The following is an 18428-nucleotide window of genomic DNA, read 5'->3' as shown; positions in this document are numbered from 1 at the left end:
TTCGCTCAGCCGTGAAAGTCGCTGAAGGTTTTCTCAGTGAAGGCAGCGCCCCCGAAATCGTGAGACGTTCTACTTTCTTTTACCGCTGCCAGCAGTTGGCGCTGGGCGGGTGCGGGCCGCTGCGGCGTCCTCCATCAGCTCGTACCACATTGCATTGAGCACGGCGAAGGCGGCGGCGAGCGGCAGACCGAGCAGCCAAGCGAAATACCACATGATCAATCTCTCCTTTCGTTGGTCTCAGTACGCGTGGCCGCGATCGTCGCGGATCGCCTTTTCGTCAACCTTGCCCCACATCACGTGATAGACCCAGGTCGTATATGCGATGACGGTCGGCACGAAGATCACCGCCACCACCAGCATGATGAAAAGCGTCATGTGGCTCGATGAGGAATCCCAGACAGTCAGGCTCGATCGCGGATCGATGGACGACGGCAGGATGAACGGAAACATCGAGAGCCCGACCGTCGCGATGATGCCGAAGATCGAAAGCGAGGTTGCAAGGATCGCAGCGATCTCGCGGCGCGCACCCATGAAGACAAACGCTGCAGCCGCGCCGGCTATGCCGAGCAATGGAGCAAGCATCATCCAGGGATGCGAACCGTAGTTATCAAACCATGCTCCGGGCACCTTCGCGACTGTCTTTGCCAACGGATTCGAGGGACCGAGCGGGTTCACCGTGCTCGTGATGTGATAGCCGTCAATGCCAGCCCAAAGCGCAACGCCGCCGAGGATGAAGAGGACGGCGGTCGCAAGGGCGGCGATTTTGCCATAACCTCGGGCGCGATCCGCCACGACACCTTTGGTTTTCAACGTGAGCCACGCCGAACCGTGCATAACGAGCATTGCAACTGACAGAATTCCGCAGAGCAAGGCGAATGGATTGAGCAGTTCGAACAGGGTCGTCCCTTCGTAGAAGATGCGCAATTCGTCGTTGAAGTGAAACGGTACGCCTTTGAGGACGTTGCCGACCGCGACGCCGAAAATCAGCGACGGTACGGCGCCACCCACGAACAGCGCCCAGTCCCAGGCGGTGCGCCAGGTCGCGTCTTCTCGTTTTGACCGGTACTTGAACCCCACCGGCCTCAGGATAAGGGCGAAGAGGATCGCGAACATCGCAAGATAGAAGCCGGAGAACGAAACAGCGTAGAGCGGCGGCCATGCCGCGAAGATCGCGCCGCCGGCGAGGATCAACCAGACCTGATTGCCCTCCCACGTCGGACCGATGCTGTTGATGACGACCCGGCGTTCAAGGTCGGTTTTCCCAACGAACGGCAATAGGGTTGCGGTTCCGAGATCGAAGCCGTCGGTGACCGCAAATGCGATCAGGAGCACGCCGAGAAGAAGCCACCAGATGATGCGGAGGGTTTCGTAATCGATGAGTTGGTGGAGGATCATTTGTCTACTCCGCAGCGATGAGTGAAGGAGGAACGAGAACGGCTTCGGGTTCATCATCAGGCTTGGGGCCGCTTTGAATGGCGCGCAACATAAGGCCCATCTCGATGATGAAGAGAACGGTATAGATCACGATGAAACCGAGCAGCGTCAGGAGAACGGTCATGGCGCCGAGGCTCGAAACGGCTGCTGCGGTCGGCAGAATCCCTTCGATGATCCAAGGTTGCCGGCCGAATTCCGCTACGACCCACCCGAGTTCGGCTGCGATCCACGGAAGTGGTATGGCAAATACGGCTAGTCGCAGAAGCCATGGGTAATGGTCGAGCCTGCGCCGCGCCGACAGGTAGAAGAACGTGCCCGTCAGCAGGATGAAGAAGAAGCCGAGACCCACCATGATGCGGAACGACCAGAAGAGGGAAGGGACGCTCGGCACCGTGTCCCACGCAGCTTTATCGATCTGGGCGTCCGTTGCTTTGCGCGGATCATCGACATAGCGCTTCAAGAGTAGAGCGTAGCCGAGATCTCGGCCATTTTTCTCGAGCGTGTCGCGTGCCGCTTGCGGAACGGCCGACTGATCGCTCGCCGCGCGGATCTGCTGGACGGCGTCGTAGGCGGAAATGCCTTGCCGGATGCGAACCTTTGCGTGCTCGACAAGATCTTCGATACCGGGAATTTGGGTCGTCAACGAGCGCGTGCCGATCAAACCCATAACCCAAGGGATGTGCACGGCGAAGTGAGTTTCACGTGTTTCCTGGTCGGGGAATCCGAAGAGGGTGAACGCGGCCGGAGCGGGTTCGGTCTTCCACATCGCCTCGATCGCGGCGAGCTTCATCTTCTGATGCTCCGTCGACAGGTAGCCACTTTCGTCGCCGAGCACGACGACGGACAGGGCAGACGCAAGCCCGAACGATGCCGCGACCGTCATCGAGCGCTTGGCGAGATCGACGTAACGCCGATTGTATAAGTACCAGGCGGAAACACCGAGGACGAATATGGAAGCGGTGACGTAGCCCGCCGAAACGGTATGCACGAACTTCGCTTGGGCGACCGGGTTGAACAAAACCTCGAAAAAGTCCGTGACTTCCATCCGCATCGTTTGCGGGTTGAATGCCGAGCCGACCGGGTTCTGCATCCAGCCGTTCGCAATGAGAATCCAAAGCGCTGACAAGTTGGAGCCGATCGCAACGGCCCACGTCGCCATCAGATGCCCGACCTTCGAAAGCCTGTCCCAGCCGAAAAAGAAAAGGCCGACGAACGTCGCTTCGAGGAAGAAGGCCATCAGCCCCTCGATGGCGAGCGGTGCGCCGAATATGTCGCCGACGTAGTGACTATAGTAGCTCCAGTTCATGCCGAACTGAAATTCCATGACGAGGCCGGTCGCGACACCGAGAACGAAGTTGATGCCGAAGAGCGTGCCCCAGAACTTCGTCATCTGCCGCCAGATGGTTCTGCCGGTCATCACGTAGACCGTCTCCATGATGGCGAGGAGGACGGAAAGACCAAGCGTCAACGGTACGAATAGAAAATGATAAAGTGCGGTCACCGCGAATTGCAGGCGCGACAGCGCGACGATGTCGAGTTCCATCTGCTTTTTGTCCGGCCTTACAGCCGGCCCCCTTTCGAATTGACGGCGTCAAACCGGACGCCGTTGGTTCTGTTCTTTCAATCCTGTCGCAACGCCGCTAGCGCGGTCTCGAAAGCCGCCTCGCCGCGTCGTGGGCTCGCAACAACGTGCCCTCGTTTCATGATCAGCAGCCGGTCTGCGATTTCGGCTTCCCGCTGTATGTGAGTCGCAATGACGAGCGTGCGACCGTTTGCGTTGGCCTTGAGGCGCCCGATGACGTCGCGAGCGGTTGCGCCATCAAGGCCTTCGGTCGGTTCATCCAAAAGCCAAAGAGGTGTGTCGCGCAGAAAGAGGCGCGCAAGCGCGAGGCGGCGCGCTTCACCACCGGAAAGACCGAGGCCACCTTCGCCGAGCCGCGTATCGAGGCCATTCGGCTGTCCCGCGATATAGGCGCCCAATCCGGCCGCGGTGAGTGCTTGCGAAATCTCGCTGTCATCGGCATTGGGATCAGCGAGGCGTAGATTATCCCGCAGCGAATCCGCGAAGAGCTCGGTCCGCTGCGTCAGCAAAGTTCCCGGAACGCTCTTGATGCTGCCGTTCTCAATCGGGATCTCGCCGGCAATTACTCCCAACAGTGTCGACTTTCCGGCTCCGCTCTCTCCGATCAGAGCCAACCGCTCGCCGCTCCGAAGTGACAGCGAAAGCCCGCGGAGCAGCGATTGAGGCGCGTGTTCATGCCGGACAGACACACGATCCAAGCTTACGGCTATCCCGTTCGGCGGATCGGAACGCTGCGGGGACGTTTCTATCGAAAGACGCGGGCCGATGCGTCGCGCGGCGAGACGCGTCCGCCCGAGTTCGATCGCACCACGACGCAAAGCGGCGAAGGGCTCAAGTGCGGCGACGACAATCAGCACGGCAAAAGATGCAACCGGAGCGCTGATGTCGCCGGATTTTGCGAGTGCTGTAACGACGAGAAGCATCGCCGCGATCAGAACGGCGTTCGCTATTCCGAATGCGGCTGCAACTCCTGTTTCGACGAGATTCAGCCGATCATCGGCGTCAGCCAGTTTTCTGTCGGCGTCGGCGATCTTTCGGCATTGAGCTGTTAGCCGTCCGGCCATGACGAGTTCCGTTTGGCCGGAAACAAGATCGATCACGCGCGAGCGCAACACTTCGAGCGCATGAGCGCGGCGCCGGGCTGGGCGTTCAGCAGCGTGTGCGGCTAAAAGGGGAACCGCGAGGCCTGTCGCGATGAGAAAAGCACCGGCTGCGATGCCGACGATGGGGTGAAGAAGTCCAAGGGCGATACCGATGGCCAAAGCAGCGGCGAACGCCGCGCCCAACGGCACCAGTACGCGCAAATAAAGAGAATCGAGCGCGTCGACATCCTGCGTGATGCGAAACAGAAGCTTCGCGGGACGCATGCGTAGTTCTTCCGCGGCACGCCTTTCGGACGACCCCCGGAAAAGGCGCTCGCGCAGTTCGGCAAGAGTGCCGAGCGTGGCATCGTGGGTAATCAAGCGCTCGCCGTATCGGCTCGCCGTTCGTGCAAGCGCAAAGAACCGAATGCCAGCGGAGGGAGAAAAGACATCGAATGCGAGCGCCGTCGCTGCGCTCATACCCGCGATTGCCGTCGCTGTGATGAACCAACCCGAGAGTCCGAGCAAAGCGATGCCACTCAGAATGGTCGCGGCACTGATCAGCATTCCAAGGAGAAGCTTCCGGCGCGGCCCGCGCCAAAAAAGTTCGAGAACGGGTTTCAGGTCATCAAAGGTCCTGCTCATGCCGCCTTCTCCAGGCGTAAGTGGCGGAAGTCGACGATCCGATCCATGCGCGCCGCGAGCCTCAGGTCGTGGGTCGCCACGATGAGCGTCTTGTTGCGGGCGAGAGTCAGCAGGTTGTCCGTGATCTCTTGCGCCGTAACGGCATCGAGATGCGCGGTCGGCTCATCGCCGAGGATAAGGGCGACATTGGCGCTGGCCGCGATACGCGCGAGCGCGAGACGTAGCGCTTCGCCGCCCGAAAGTCCGATGCCGTTTTCACCGACGGTGGTCAAGCCGCGCACCTTGGCGATTTCATCGAGTCTCGCAAAGTGCAACGCGCTCGCGACGTTCTCGGGATCGCTGCTCCGTCCGAGGGTAATATTGCTGGCAAGTGTTCCCGCAAAGACGTGCGGCCGCTGGCCGATCCAAGCGATGCTTTCCCGTAAAGCTGCAGCGGATTCGTCAGTGAGCGGGTAGCCGCCGATGGCGATAGCGCCGGATGTCGAAGTCGTAAGGCCAGCCAACAGCGCAAGAAGCGTAGACTTGCCTGAGCCGCTTGGACCTAACAGCGCCACGTGTTCGCCGGGTGCAACGGATAGGTCAAAGTGATCGAATACGGGTGTTTCGCTTGCCGGATATCGAAAGCTCAAGTCCTTGATGTAAACGGCGGGTGCGGGGCGTTCAACGTGCGCGGTCCGTTGAACGTCACAACCGGTGCCGAGCATTCTGGGTCCATTCGTCGTCGCCAAGCGCGTGAGTTCCTCGCGGGCGGCGCGGCCGGCGGCGCGGTCATGCCAGGCAGACGAGAGTTCACGCAGAGGCTCGAAGAAGGCCGGTGCAAGCAGGAGAATGAAAAGTCCTTCGCTCAAACTCAATGGGGCACCCCAGGTGCCAAAACCCAATTGGCCGAGCAGATGAAATCCGACGTAGACAGCGACCATCGCAACGCCGAGAGCCGAAAAAAGCTCGAGAACGGCCGATGACAGAAATGCGATTTTGAGTACGGCCATCGTTCGTTGGCGCAAACTTTCAGCGTCGGCGCGAAGCCTGCGTGCCGTCACGTCGACAGCGTCGAGGGAGCGGATGGTCGCGATGCCGCGCAGCCGGTCGAGAAGGAATGCGTTCATGCCGCCCGTTTCGATGAGCTGTGCCTCGCTCGCTTGCTGAGCGCGCCAGCCAATCAGCGCCATGAAAATCGGAATGAGCGGCGCAGCGATGAGCAGCACAACAGCTGCTGCCCAAGAGAGCGTCAGGACAGATACAAAGATAACAACCGGTACGAAAACTGCCCGCATTCTCGCGATTTCGAAGCGTGCGAGATAAGGCACGATCATCTCGGCCTGTTCGACGACCACGCTCGCTGCGCGACCAGACGCCGGACGCGCTTGGTCGAGCGGGGAGTGAGCCGCGAGTGCGGTGACCACTCCATTTCTGGATGTGGTCACGGCCGCGCGCGCTGTACGGAACGCCATACGGCTGCCCGTACTTTCAAAAAAGGCCCTCAATATCCCGATTACAAGAACACCAAGGGCAAGCCAGCCGATGCGCTCAGAATCAGCAGCATTTGCAATGTCGCCGATCGCGACGGCGATCAACGCCGCCTGGGGCAACCACAGTAACGATGCTGCGATCTGAAGTGCTGCGCTTGCTTTGTTCGTGGCGATGTCCAAAGGACCTGACACTTCTTGTCTTCTCCCGACGGGCCGCGGCGGCAAGCAGCGCCATTGCCCGAATCTTTCCAGCCGGATCAGTTCTACATAGCCCGGTCCAGAGCATTGACCAATATCAATGGTGTTCACGCGTCGCGCGGCAACATGTTTGATGAGGGATAACTGCGATACTTTGGCTGATCGCGTCGCGGGGGTCACCTCAGCGATCTCAAGCGAGGGCCTCTCGATACGGCGGCCAGTCCAACGGCCAATCTCTATCGGTCCTGATAGAAATTAGTCCGACGCGCGGGTAAGCGTGTTGCTTACCTTTCTGGGGGGGTGTGCTGGAGATATTCGGCCTGAAAATCTCTTGTCACAATCGCTGTAGTTCTCGCGCCGTTGATAAGTAGTCCGTAAGTGGCGATTTACTGAAGAGATCCATCTACATGGGCGGCGTTTGTTGAAGCTGCTTCGAACGTCGCTGAAAGCGCCGTATTGAAAAATATACGGCGTAATCATGAGGCGAAATAACCGTCAGCATCAGACCAGCCGATTCGCGATCGTCGTCAATTCGCAATTGGGGTTTGCGCGGCCCGTGTCTCCCAATCTCTAGCGCCCGCAATTTACTTTCTATTCAGCGCACCGGAATTGGCCTGCCGGGTCCTGTCAGAAACGACAGCAGCGCTAACACGGCGAGTAGGTCAAGCAATTAGTGGAAGCATTTCGGTCTCTTGAGATCGCCCACAGTGCTGCCGGTCGCGACGTCGTTTTCGTTCACTGTCCAAAGCCTGAAAAGGTATTGAATATGCTGCTGAGCGTTGTGCGTCGTGCATCCTCATTATTCAATCTGATGTTTCCTCTGGTTTTCCTTACGGTTTTTGCCTGGATTGCCTATCCAAAATTTTTAGAGCCGAGCCTGATGCGGTCGACCGCCATCAGCACGACGCCGAGCCTCAGCGGCAAGGAGGAGATTGCTTCGGTGACAACACCAAAGTTCCTCGATCGATGGGAACCGCCGGCACAACCCGTAACTCGGCCCGGCGACAATTCCTTGGTTTCGATCGGCGACACGCTGCAGGTCGCGTTCTATGAGCGGCTGATCAATGAGGAAGACAAATGGTCGGCAAGAAGCTTTTCCAAACGACCTGCAATCAGCTTCCAGCAGCGGACGGAGTTGTCGGGAGAGTATGAAGTCCACGAAGATGGCACTGTCATTATTCCGCTTCTCGGCGCTTTCCCAGTCGCCAAGCGTACGGTCGCTCAATTCGAAGAAGACGCGAAGAAAGCCTTCGAACAACTCGTCGGCCGTTTTGCATTCATGAGCGTCACGATCAATCGCCGGCCTGTCTATGTCGTCGGGCCGGTGAAAAAGCCGGGCTATTATAAATTCACGGAAGGTCTGACGGTATTTCACGTCGTGGCGTTGGCTGGCGGCTTTGAACGGACATCGGTCGATCTCGACCACATGCTGCAGGCGATCCGTGAAGTCGAGACGAAGCAGAAGACAGGCGACCGCCTGAAGAGGCTGTGGGCTAAGTTGAATGTTCTCGAAGCCGAGCGCGATGGGACAACGGCTGCTCCGTCTCGAAATCTTCTGCGATTGTGCAGCGACAGCGAGGCTTTCGGTCTCATCGCTTCAGAGAACTCTGTCCGTCAATTGGCGCTGCGCAATAGCCAAGCTCAGGCCGCTAACCTTGCCGCGTCTCTTCAGTCAGCGCGTGACGAATTGGCAAGTCATCAAAGACTTCGGGATCAGGTCGAATCCGGCATTTCCGTCAGAACACAAAGGCTCGCCGATATAGACAGTCTGGGCGACAAGATCGGCCGGCCATTGCGTTCGCAAGTTGCGGCGGAGCTCGGCGATACAAAGGCGCGTGCCCAGGAAACGGCAGTCGCTCTTCACGCGGCAGAGGCGAAGGTTTCGCAACTGGAAAAAGACAAGCTGACATTCGAGAACCAGACAAAAATCGATCTGCAGCAGCAGATCGTGGATCTGCAGTCTCAGATCGCCGAGGCCTCCAGCACGACGTCTGCGAGTAGCGGTGCGCTCGATGCGATGCGGACGGCGTTGGCAATCAATGACGATGGCACCGACGGTGCAACGATGTTCCAGATCGTTCGGGGTCCGAGGACAAACCGGCAAGTCATCAATGCGACAGGGATGGAGTCCGTCAATCCCGGGGATCTCGTCCGCGTGCTGGTCAATCCGCCGGTCAGCAAATCCCCGATGTAAAGGCTCTACCTAATTTTCCGTATTCCTTCCGCGTTCCTGGAGTCAGGTCCTTGAGTATCGCCACCATTCATTCTCAGGCTGTCACCGACGCTCCGCTTAGGTTTCCCGGAGGCAAGCTCGACATTCCCAAGGTCAGCGTCGTCATGCCGACGCTGAACGAGGCCAACAATCTTCCGATTGTCTTCGCCAAAATGCCTGCATGGATACACGAAATCATCATCGTCGATGGCCGATCAACCGACAACACGCGCGAGGTTGCGCTCTCATTGCATCATGCGGTTCGCATTCTCGAAGAGCCGAAAAAAGGGAAGGGTGCGGCGCTCAGAGCGGGCTTTGGCGCGGCTACCGGCGATATAATCGTGTCCATCGACGCCGATGGCTCGATGAGCGCCGACGAATTGATTTTGTTCGTTGCCGCTTTGATGTCGGGCGCCGACTTCGTGAAGGGGTCACGTTTTATCCAGGGCGGCGGCACTGAGGACATGTCGATCTTTCGCATGCTGGGCAATTGGGCGCTCACGCATATTGTTCGCGTATTATATGGCTCCGGCTTTTCTGATCTTTGCTACGGTTACAATGCCTTCTGGAAGAAGCATTTGCCGCTGTTGAATATCGCCTGCGACGGCTTCGAGATTGAGACCGCTTTGAATCTCAGTGCGCTCAGATCGGGCGTGAAGATTGTCGAAATTCCCTCTTTCGAAAAGAACCGGGTGCACGGGCAAAGCAATCTCAATGCATTTACCGACGGCTTCCGGGTGCTCTGGACAATTATGAAAGAGATGTTCCGCCGGCAAGCTTCGCCAACTCAGCTGAACGCCTCGTCGACCGTAAATGGCTTTTTTAAATCCTGATCGCGTAGGCAGAGTGCGGGGCCGGTGATGCGTATTCTGATGGTCGCAGCTCGTTACTTCCCATTTGCGGGCGGCACAGAAATGCACGTCCACGAAGTCGCTACGCGCCTCGTCGGGCGTGGGCACGCGGTCTCGGTGGTGACCGCCAACCCTGGTGGTGCGCTACCCGAGCACGAAATTGTTTCTGGTATTCACATCGTACGAGTCCGCAGCTGGCCGAAATCCCGCGATTGGCAATTTGCGCCGGGTCTCGCTCGCGTCATCGGACAATCGGGATGCGATGTCATGCACGTTCAAGGCTATCATACATTCTTCGCACCCTTAGCGATGTGGGCCGCGGGGCGTCATGCGATTCCGTTTGTCTTATCGTTCCATAGCGGCGGGCATTCATCACCGTTCCGCAACCGCTTGCGCCATATCCAAGCGCGGATGATTGAGCCTTTGGCACGACCGGCCCGTCGATATATTGCCGTTTCGGAGTTCGAAGTTGAACATTTCGCCGAAGCGATGTCGCTTCCACCCGACAAGTTTCTGGTGGTGCCGAATGGGGCCAATCTCAACGCGTCGCTACCTAAGCCCGACGTTCCGGAAGACGAGAATCTGATCCTTTCGACCGGCAGGCTGGAACGTTACAAAGGTCACCACCGCGCCATTGACGCGATGCCGTTTCTCCTGCGCGCGCGCCCTAACGCGCGACTGCAGATCGTCGGCACGGGGCCGTATGAACGCACATTGCGACAGCGCATCCATCGGCTTGGCCTCGATGACCATGTCACTATCGGTTCTATCCCAGCATCGGACCGTGGCGCCATGGCAACCCTGTTGGCCCAGGCGCGCTTGGCTGTTCTTTTCAGCGATTACGAAGCCCATCCGGTTGCTGTCCTCGAAGCGCTCTCTCTGAACAAGACTGTTGTCGTGACAGCGACTTCGGGATTGCGCGAGCTTGCCGACCGGTCTCTCGCGTACGCCGTTCCTCTTGACGCGAGAGCCGAGATCATCGCTGCGGCAATGTCGAATGCGATGGATGTCAAGCCGAAGCCCAGATCGTTCGCGCTTTCGACTTGGGATGAATGCACGACAACCCTCGAGAGCGTCTATAACGATCTTCTTGCGGAGCGATTTGAAGCGTCCAGCCTTCCAACGCCATGCGAGGCGAGATGACGGGTCGGCTGCAATCCATGTTCCGCTTGGCGCGACCGCTGTTTTCCGCGGAAGTGGATTACCCGGATGAATTTGCCGGCGAGGCGCAGAGCGATTGGGGTTGGTTCCCCGTTCTGGCCCTATGTTCAGGCATGGCGATTGCGGTAGCGGCCGTAGCGGCTGAAGCCAATCGGCGGGAATTTTCGTTCGCATCAGCGTTATTTTACGCGTCAATCGCGGCCCTCATCTTTCCTATTGCAAGCCGGATGGTCTGGCCTGGCGTTTCGCGGACCGAACGAATAGCGACCAATTTGCTCGCTGCTATCGGACTGTTCTGCCTTCGCCTCATCCACGAACCGATATCGTTCGTGGATCACGATGCGTTTCTTCATTGGGCCACGGCTAACGACATTATGAGGACGGGGAAGCTCTTCACGCCGAACCCGCTATTGCCCATTTCGCCGGTCTATCCAGGCCTCGAGATCGTCGCGACGGCGTTGTCGGAGTTGACGACCCTCTCGATTTTCGTCTGCGGGCAGCTGTTGATGTTTGTTTGTCGGATGATTTTCGTCATCTCCCTATTTCTTTTCTACGAACGGCTCTCCGGTTCGTCGCGGGTCGGGTCGCTGGGCGTGTTGGTTTACATGGGAGCATCAAGCTTCGCCTTTTTCGACACGACGTTTTCCTACGGTAGCCTCGCGCTGTTTTTCATGGTCATCGCGCTGCTGATTGATGATCGCATGGGAAGGGCGGCCAGTTGGCGGTGCTTCTTTATTGTCGCCATCCCCGTGCTTGGTGCGCTCGCTGTTACGCACCATCTCACCGCGTTCATTACGGCATCCCTGTTGACTGGAATGGCGGCTTTCGAGGTCGCAGGGCGCAAGCGGACGCAGTCTTTCGGTTACGTGATTGCCGTGCCGGCCGCGGCCCTTATTTTTTCGTTCGGCTGGAGCGTTTGGACTGGAAATCCGAGCGAAGACTATCTTGGGCCCGTTTTCGGCCAAGCCATATCGGAAGCCTCGCGCTTTCTATCTTTCGAGGGCGGACGAATTCCGTTCGTCGCCGAAGATGGAACGACGGCTCCTCTTTGGCTGCGGGTAACGACGGTTCTTTCGGTGGTTATGCTATGCGCTGGATTAGCGTCGAGCTTCTTTCGCGCTTTGGCTCGTGCCGGCGTGCCGGTCTTGTGGGACAAATTTCCGATGGGCTGGCGAGGCTTTCTCAAATGGGACAGCAGCAGCCTCGTCATCCTGACGCTGGTGACGTTTGCGTATCCGATCAGCATCCTGCTGCGGATGACGCGTGCGGGTTGGGAAATCGGCAATCGCATCGGCCCATTTGCATTCCTCGGCGTTGGAATTGTCGTCGCCATCGGCATCGTGACGTTCTGGCAGAAAGCTTCGACAAGCCGCTTGCGGTCCGGCCTCATCGGCACCGCCATGACGATCATCGTGATCGGCGGCATCTTCAGCGGCAGCGGCAATTATATCCTCGGTAGCCCCCGCTATCGCGTTTCGGCCGATTCCGCATCGGTCGAGCCGATGGCGATTAGCGCTGCAACATGGACGCGCCAGCGGCTCGGAACCCGCAATCGCTTTTTTGCCGATCGCACGAACCGATTGCTGCTGGCGGCTTATGGCGGACAGCAGGTGATTACGTTGCTGTACGACAAGCGAGATCTCGGCGACGTGGAATTTTCGCCAAAGTTTGGGCCGCTCGAGCGTGAGGCGATTCGTGAAGCCTCTGTCGATTATTTTCTTCTCGACTTCAGGTTGACCGAACAGCTGCCGTTGATGGGATTCTATTTCGATCCCGGACCGGTTTACCGGGAGCCGCCGGACCCACAGGCGCTCTTCAAGTTTAATAATGTCGCCGGAATTAGCCGCGTTTTCGACAACGGCTACCAGTCGATCATCAACGTTGCTCAAGCCCGGGATAGCGCCGATGCCCACTAAAGCGGCTCTATGTGTGATGCTCGCCGTTCTGCTCCTCGTGTCGTCGTTTCTACCCGAAGCCGTCCGGGTGCTCGTCGCAGTTCCGATGGTGCTTCTGGTCCCAGGCTATGTGGCCACGAAAGTCGCGTTTCCGAGAGAGCCTTTGGATTTGGAGCGGCTGTGTTTCGCCGTTGGTGTGAGCCTCGCTTTCACCGTGCTCATCGGCCTGTTCTTGAATGTGGTTCACATGATGAACGTTGCCGGTTGGTCTGTTGGGCTCGGCGGATTGACACTCTTCATGCTACCGTTTGCGAAATGGGGCGCACCCGAGCCGGCGCCGTTGCCGGTGTTGAGCGGCAGGCAAAAGCTCTCCTTGACCTTTGGATCTTTGCTCGCCGTGTCGGCGGTGCTGCTGTCAGGCATTGGGTATAGCCAGCTCAGAGAGTTTCATTTTACCGAATTGTGGATGGTGCCGACGCAAACCGCGCCGACCTATCGTCTCGGCATCACAAACCAAGAGCAGAGCGCGATGCGTTACGACTTGGAAGTCGTCTCGTCTAACGCCGTTATTGCGTCTTGGAATGATATCCCGCTCGCCGCCGGAGCGACTTGGCAGCGTGATATTCAGTTGCCGATTAAGCGGAATGAGGCCGTCGAACAGCGTTTCACGGCGCGTCTTTACAGACATGGCGATCCGTCGGCGTCCATGCAGCATGTGTGGGCGTCAATTCCCGCTACCGCTGCGGCGAAGCTTGTGCAAGTGGGCGACATAGATGCCGCTGACGAACGGCCCGACATCGAGGGAACGCACTGATGCGGGTTCTCATGCTCAGCCAGTTTTTTCCGCCGATCATTGGAGGCGAGGAGCGGCACGTTAAAGTCCTGAGCGAAGCTCTCGTTCAACGAGGACACGACGTGAGCGTCGCCACGATCAAGCATGGCGACCAGCCTGACTTCGATATCATCTCCGGCGTCAAGATCTACCGCTTGGAGGGTATGCTCCAGCGAAACGCCGTCCTTTTCACGGAAGGTCAACGGCGGCATGCTCCACCCTTTCCCGATCCCGAATTGACGTTTCGTCTCAATCGCGTTGTGCGGGCGGAAAATCCGGATGTCGTGCACGCGCATAATTGGCTGCTCCATTCCTATCTGCCGCTGCAAAGAATTTACAAGAAGCGGTTGGTCGTGACGCTTCACGATTACAGCAGTGTTTGCGCCAAGAAGAATATGATCCACGCGGGCGTCCCTTGTGGTGGGCCCTCGACATTCAAATGTCTGCCTTGCGCCGGCGAGCACTATGGCAATCTCAAAGGCGCCGTGACGTGGCTGACGAATTCCTCGCTCGGCAAGTTCGGCCTTCGCGAAGTCGACGCCTTCATTCCGGTCAGTCATGCCGTCGCTTTGCGGTGTGGACTGGATGGCAAGCGTGACCAATATCAAGTCATTCCCACCTTCATCTCGAGGGACGTAACGAAGCTTCGTGATGGGCAAGATGCGCATCTGGCCAAGCTGCCGAAATCAGACTTTCTACTCTTCGTCGGTGATCTGACCCGGCTGAAGGGCATTCACACATTGCTTGCAGCGTATGGACGAATGCAAGGGGCACCTCCGCTCGTGCTGATCGGAAGACGCTGCAAGGATACGCCGACAGAGCTGCCCGGTAACGTCACGCTTCTTGAGAGCTGGCCGCATGCTGCCGTGATGCATGCCTGGAGCCGATGCCTATTTGGGATCGTGCCGTCGGAGGGTCTCGAAACTTGCGGAACCGTAGTTATGGAGGCCAACGCTTTCGGGAAGCCGGTCGTTGCTAGCCGCACCGGTGGTCTGTCGGAGACTGTGATCGATGGCAAGACCGGCATTCTAATTCGGCCGGGTGACGTCGATGCCCTGCATGGGGCCTTGCTCACCATGCTGCAGAACGTCGATCTTCGCAAGCGGATGGGTGCAGCGAGCCTGGCGCACTCCGAGGGCTACATGCCGGATGCCATCATTCCGCGCATCGAACGTATCTACGAGAGCTCGGAATTCTCGCAGTCAGCGGAGGCGCGATGATGAGAATCTGTGTCGTCATCGGCCGGCCTTGCGCGCGCGAGTGGCACAGCCTGCTTGCGAGGCGGTTGATTCACGATCAGCACGAGGTCGCTATTTTTGTTAACGAAGGAGGTCCAGCTCTTCCGTCACTTCTCGCGACGACATTGGCTTTCGAGCGTCTGGTCTACGGCATCTCCGCAAAGTCGTTGCTGACCGGGATCCTCGTCGATAACTCATTCGAGGGGATCCGGCGTACTGACGATGTCAACGAAAGCTTCGATATCGTCTTGCGTCTCGACGGAGACGTATCTTCGGCGCCCGGTGGCGCAAGATCTTTTCATCCAGTGTTCAACGGCATTCAAAGCGAAGTTGGAGCCGTTCACGCCATCCTAGACGGCCACGACGTCATGATTGGCGTGCAGAGCTCTGGTGAAAGTTCGCATGCGAATGGGTACTCCATCGAAACTGAACTTCCGACGATCATAGGCAAGACACTCGACAACGCGTGTGCTCGTATGATTGATCTATTAGCTTGGCACTGCACGTCCAACCGCAGCCTACCAGTCGGCTCGAAGAGCATCGAACTTTGCCGAATGAGCAACTCGCCACTGCTCATTCCGCATGCGGCAGCGACGCTGACGAAGCGTCTTTTACGGCGGCTCGATATGTTTGCCCGCGGCGGCGACCGGTGGATGATCGGTTGGCGACACGCGGGCAATAGGCCGCTGGAGATTGACGGGGGCAGAGCGTCGCTGAGTTATCGCCGGGTTCGTGATGACGGGCAGCGATTTCTCGCGGATCCATTTCCAGTCTTTGCCGGCGGTCGCTCGTGGCTATTTTGCGAGGAGTATCCTTACGCAACTGGACGCGGAATTATATCAGTCATCGATCTCGACGATCCTGCTGGTGTGGCGCGCCCCATCATCGAAGCGTCGCATCATCTCTCGTATCCGATGGTGTTCGCCGATGGCGGCCGATGGTGGATGATTCCGGAGTCAGGTGCCAGCAACCGGATCGTGCTTTATCGTTGCGAAGAGTTCCCCTTGAAGTGGACATATGAAGCGACGCTTATCGATGTCGCTGCGTCCGACCCAACGCTTTACCGTGACCAGACAGGTTATTGGCTGATCTTTACGTCGTGCGAAGGGGCGGGGTCGCCATCCGATCGTCTCTGTGTTTATCACGCTCCAACGCTGCATGGGCCTTGGCGGCCATGTGGACAGCAGCCACTCGCCATCGATGCGCGCACTTCTCGCCCGGCGGGCCACATCCTCAGCGTCGGTGGCGCTCTCTACCGACCGACGCAAGATTGTTCGAGGTTGTACGGTGGCGGCATCGTTTGGTGCCAATTCTCCCTGCCGCTCGAGAGGCCGTTCCAGCAAGTCGAAATTGCGACGTTGTCGCCTAGAGATGCGCGCTCATTCCGCGGCGCTCACACCTATAACCGCAGCGGCAGCTTTGAGGCGATCGACGTCTACGGCGCTCCTTCAGACGACGCGATCGATTTGACATTTCTGCCGGTTGCGAAGGTGAAATCAAATTCTGTCTGCGACCAGGCCTCAGCGCTTCGAGCCAGTCAGGAGTCCGCGAATGCCAGCGTATGATAGCGTTTCCGTGATCATTTGCGTCCACTCCTTCAAGCGTTGGGATGCCATTTTCGGGGCGGTCGAGTCGGTCCGGTCTCAGAGCCGTCCCGTCCTGGAAATTCTGATCATCGTCGATCACAACGCCGAACTGGAAAGGCGCCTCGAAGAATCGTTTCAGGGTGTCACTGTCGTTCCCAATAGCCAGGATCGGGGGTTATCCGGCGCCCGCAACACCGGAGTCGCTCTTGCGAAGGGCGACTTCCTGCTTTTCCTCGACGATGATGCGGCTCTCGAACCCGATTGGGTTCGCGAAACTGCGAAGCATTTCGACAGCGGCAGGACTTTGGGCGTTACGAGCCGCATCGTACCGCGATGGCAAGGCATCAGACCATTTTGGTTCCCCGAGGAGTTTCTTTGGGTCGTGGGCTGCACCTATGAAGGCATGCGGCCCGGAGCTGTAAGGAATCTCATCGGTGCCGCCATGTGCGTCCGGCGCGATGTGTTCGGTAGCGTAGGCGGTTTTAACAATCATCTTGGCAGGAGCAGCGGCCGGCTGCCGATGGGCTGTGAAGAAACGGAGCTCTGCATCCGCGCAGGGGCAGCATTTCCAGGAAGCGCGTTTGTCTTCGATGCAAAACCTTGTGCTTTCCACCTCGTCGGCGATGAACGCCTGACATTCGGCTATTTCATTCGCAGGTGCTTTGCGGAAGGCAAATCAAAGGCTGCACTTGCGGACGTCGCACTGCCGTCGGCGGCGCTTTCAACCGAACGACGGTATGTTGCGAGTGTGCTTCCACGCGGGGTTCTACGTGGAATGTCTGCATGCTTTCACGGTGACATAGGAGGTCTCGGCCGGGCCAGCGCAATCATCTGCGGCTTCATCGCGACGTTCGTTGGCTATGTGAGCGGCATAGGATTTTGCAAGGCTGGTCGTTTCGCGCACCCGCTTGTTCTGCACGGGTCGGGAGAGCCGCGATGAAAAGGCTGCTCCGCTTCTGGATGCCACGTCTGAAAAGCGATCTGATCGTGAACCAGACGCTCTTGACCAATGCCGGCTTTCTGACGGCTGCGGCTGCGGCGAGCGCCCTGATGGGTTTTCTGTTTTGGGTCTGGACGGCGCGTATCCTTTCTCCGGAACGGCAGGGACTTGCTGCCGCGACGATTTCGGCGATGAACCTTATTGCGTTCTGTGGCGAATTTAGTCTTGGCACACTTTTAATGGGGCGGCCGGACTCCGGGAGAGGTGTGTACGGATTAATAACCGCAGCCATACTGTGTGGCGCGCTGACGAGCCTAGCGGTAGGTTGCATCTTTATTGGTTGTAGCAGTTGGCTGTCTCCGCAACTTCAATCCGTGCTTAGCAGCTACAGCATCGTGTTTCTTACGGGAGTGGTCGCAACAGCGATCGCAATTACGGCCGATGGAGGCGCCATCGGGTTGCTTGCGAGCTGGGCCCGTATGGTGCGCGAAATCGTCTTTTCGTTGTTGCGCTTGCTGCTGCTGTTTTTCGTGCTTTCATATTCCTTGGCACCTCAAGCATCAGCAATTGTATCTGTCTGGATTGCGGCGCTGGTCGCCTCGCTTGGCTGCACCCTTGTTTATGCCGTCTATCATAGAGAACTGCTCGCCTGGCCAGACTTTGCCGGGCTTAGAACCTATGCCGCAGACATCCTCGGCCATCACATTCTAAATCTTGGCGCACTCGGACCATCGATCGCATTGCCGTTTCTTGTGACAGTGGTTTTATCGCCGACAGTCAACGCGGTCTTTTATGCGGCATGGATGTTGCTGCAGGCTGCGATGCTCGTGCCCGCGGCGGTTGGCACCGCGCTCTTCGCAACCTCTTCCTCCGATCCCGATACAGCAGCACAGCGTTTGCGGTTTTCATTGGGATTGTCGGCGGCTTTTGGCATCTTTGGCGGCCTGGCCTGTTATTTGTTCCTGAAGCCAATTCTAGGTTTTTTCAATCCGCGGTATCCTGAAATTGCTGGCGCTGGCTTGGATTGGCTGGGCTTCAGCTTGCTGCCGATCATGATCAAGTATCACTATATCGCGGTCATGCGTTTGCAGCGTCGAATGACAACCGCCGCGCTCATGATGTTCGCCGGGGCTCTCATCGAAATCGTTGCCGTCGTTGTTGGCGGCCTGAGCGGCGGCCTGTTCGGTCTCACGGCTCTTTGGTTGGTGGCCGTAACGCTGCAGTCACTCATGCAACTTCCCGCGATCATCAACGCTGCAGGCTGGACCCTACGGTTCGGCCCGCCAGTGGCGCAGAGTTGAGG

Annotated in this window: 14 protein-coding genes; 9 read left to right on the top strand and 5 right to left on the bottom strand. The window is 58.2% G+C overall.

Annotated elements, in window-relative coordinates; translation table 11 throughout:
- Positions 1 to 69: 69 nt before the first annotated feature.
- From cydX to cydD, 5 genes are all read right to left on the bottom strand, one after another.
- Positions 70 to 213, bottom strand: a complete 144-nt coding sequence (cydX, locus tag K2Q04_RS17650) for a cytochrome bd-I oxidase subunit CydX (RefSeq protein WP_291166015.1) — start codon at positions 211 to 213, stop codon at positions 70 to 72.
- A 24-nt stretch (positions 214 to 237) separates the two neighbouring features.
- Positions 238 to 1395 carry a cytochrome d ubiquinol oxidase subunit II gene (gene cydB, locus K2Q04_RS17645; RefSeq protein ID WP_291166014.1) on the bottom strand — a complete coding sequence of 386 codons (1158 nt, stop codon included), beginning with the start codon at positions 1393 to 1395 and terminating at the stop codon, positions 238 to 240.
- A 4-nt stretch (positions 1396 to 1399) separates the two neighbouring features.
- Entirely contained in the window at positions 1400 to 2977 is a 1578-nt protein-coding gene (locus tag K2Q04_RS17640; RefSeq protein ID WP_291166013.1) for a cytochrome ubiquinol oxidase subunit I, read from the bottom strand.
- Positions 2978 to 3054: 77 nt separating this feature from the next.
- Positions 3055 to 4743, bottom strand: coding sequence for a thiol reductant ABC exporter subunit CydC (gene cydC, locus K2Q04_RS17635; protein ID WP_291166012.1), 1689 nt, complete (start codon positions 4741 to 4743; stop codon positions 3055 to 3057).
- Positions 4740 to 6404, bottom strand: a complete 1665-nt coding sequence (gene cydD / locus K2Q04_RS17630) for a thiol reductant ABC exporter subunit CydD (protein ID WP_291166011.1) — start codon at positions 6402 to 6404, stop codon at positions 4740 to 4742. Before cydD ends, cydC begins: the two co-directional genes overlap by 4 nt.
- A gap of 886 nt (positions 6405 to 7290) precedes the next feature.
- On the opposite strand from cydD, the gene K2Q04_RS17625 reads away from it, so the two are divergent.
- The 9 genes from K2Q04_RS17625 to K2Q04_RS17585 are packed head-to-tail and all read left to right on the top strand — an operon-like array spanning position 7291 to position 18426.
- Positions 7291 to 8604, top strand: coding sequence for an SLBB domain-containing protein (locus K2Q04_RS17625; protein WP_291166010.1), 1314 nt, complete (start codon positions 7291 to 7293; stop codon positions 8602 to 8604).
- 50 nt (positions 8605 to 8654) lie between these two features.
- A complete protein-coding gene (locus K2Q04_RS17620; protein ID WP_291166009.1) occupies positions 8655 to 9455 on the top strand; it encodes a glycosyltransferase family 2 protein in 801 nt (266 codons plus the stop codon).
- 27 nt (positions 9456 to 9482) lie between these two features.
- A complete protein-coding gene (locus K2Q04_RS17615; protein ID WP_291166008.1) occupies positions 9483 to 10616 on the top strand; it encodes a glycosyltransferase family 4 protein in 1134 nt (377 codons plus the stop codon).
- A complete protein-coding gene (locus K2Q04_RS17610) occupies positions 10613 to 12550 on the top strand; it encodes a hypothetical protein (protein WP_291166007.1) in 1938 nt (645 codons plus the stop codon). The genes K2Q04_RS17615 and K2Q04_RS17610 overlap by 4 nt, the downstream gene beginning before the upstream one ends.
- On the top strand, positions 12540 to 13343 hold the full coding sequence (locus K2Q04_RS17605) for a DUF1616 domain-containing protein (RefSeq protein WP_291166006.1): 804 nt from the start codon (positions 12540 to 12542) through the stop codon (positions 13341 to 13343). The genes K2Q04_RS17610 and K2Q04_RS17605 overlap by 11 nt, the downstream gene beginning before the upstream one ends.
- Positions 13343 to 14581 (top strand): glycosyltransferase family 4 protein, encoded by a 1239-nt coding sequence (locus K2Q04_RS17600; RefSeq protein WP_291166005.1) that lies wholly within the window; start codon positions 13343 to 13345, stop codon positions 14579 to 14581. The genes K2Q04_RS17605 and K2Q04_RS17600 overlap by 1 nt, the downstream gene beginning before the upstream one ends.
- Positions 14578 to 16164, top strand: a complete 1587-nt coding sequence (locus K2Q04_RS17595; RefSeq protein WP_291166004.1) for a hypothetical protein — start codon at positions 14578 to 14580, stop codon at positions 16162 to 16164. Before K2Q04_RS17600 ends, K2Q04_RS17595 begins: the two co-directional genes overlap by 4 nt.
- Positions 16151 to 17125 carry a glycosyltransferase family 2 protein gene (locus K2Q04_RS17590; RefSeq protein WP_291166003.1) on the top strand — a complete coding sequence of 325 codons (975 nt, stop codon included), beginning with the start codon at positions 16151 to 16153 and terminating at the stop codon, positions 17123 to 17125. The genes K2Q04_RS17595 and K2Q04_RS17590 overlap by 14 nt, the downstream gene beginning before the upstream one ends.
- A complete protein-coding gene (locus tag K2Q04_RS17585; protein WP_291166002.1) occupies positions 17122 to 18426 on the top strand; it encodes a hypothetical protein in 1305 nt (434 codons plus the stop codon). Before K2Q04_RS17590 ends, K2Q04_RS17585 begins: the two co-directional genes overlap by 4 nt.
- Positions 18427 to 18428: the final 2 nt, after the last annotated feature.

It is taken from the genome of Hyphomicrobium sp., from assembly GCF_019753045.1.
In the GTDB taxonomy this organism is placed as follows: Bacteria; Pseudomonadota; Alphaproteobacteria; order Rhizobiales; family Hyphomicrobiaceae; genus Hyphomicrobium_B.
Note: the sequence above shows the minus strand (reverse complement) of the source record. Positions and strands in the feature narration are given on the sequence as shown.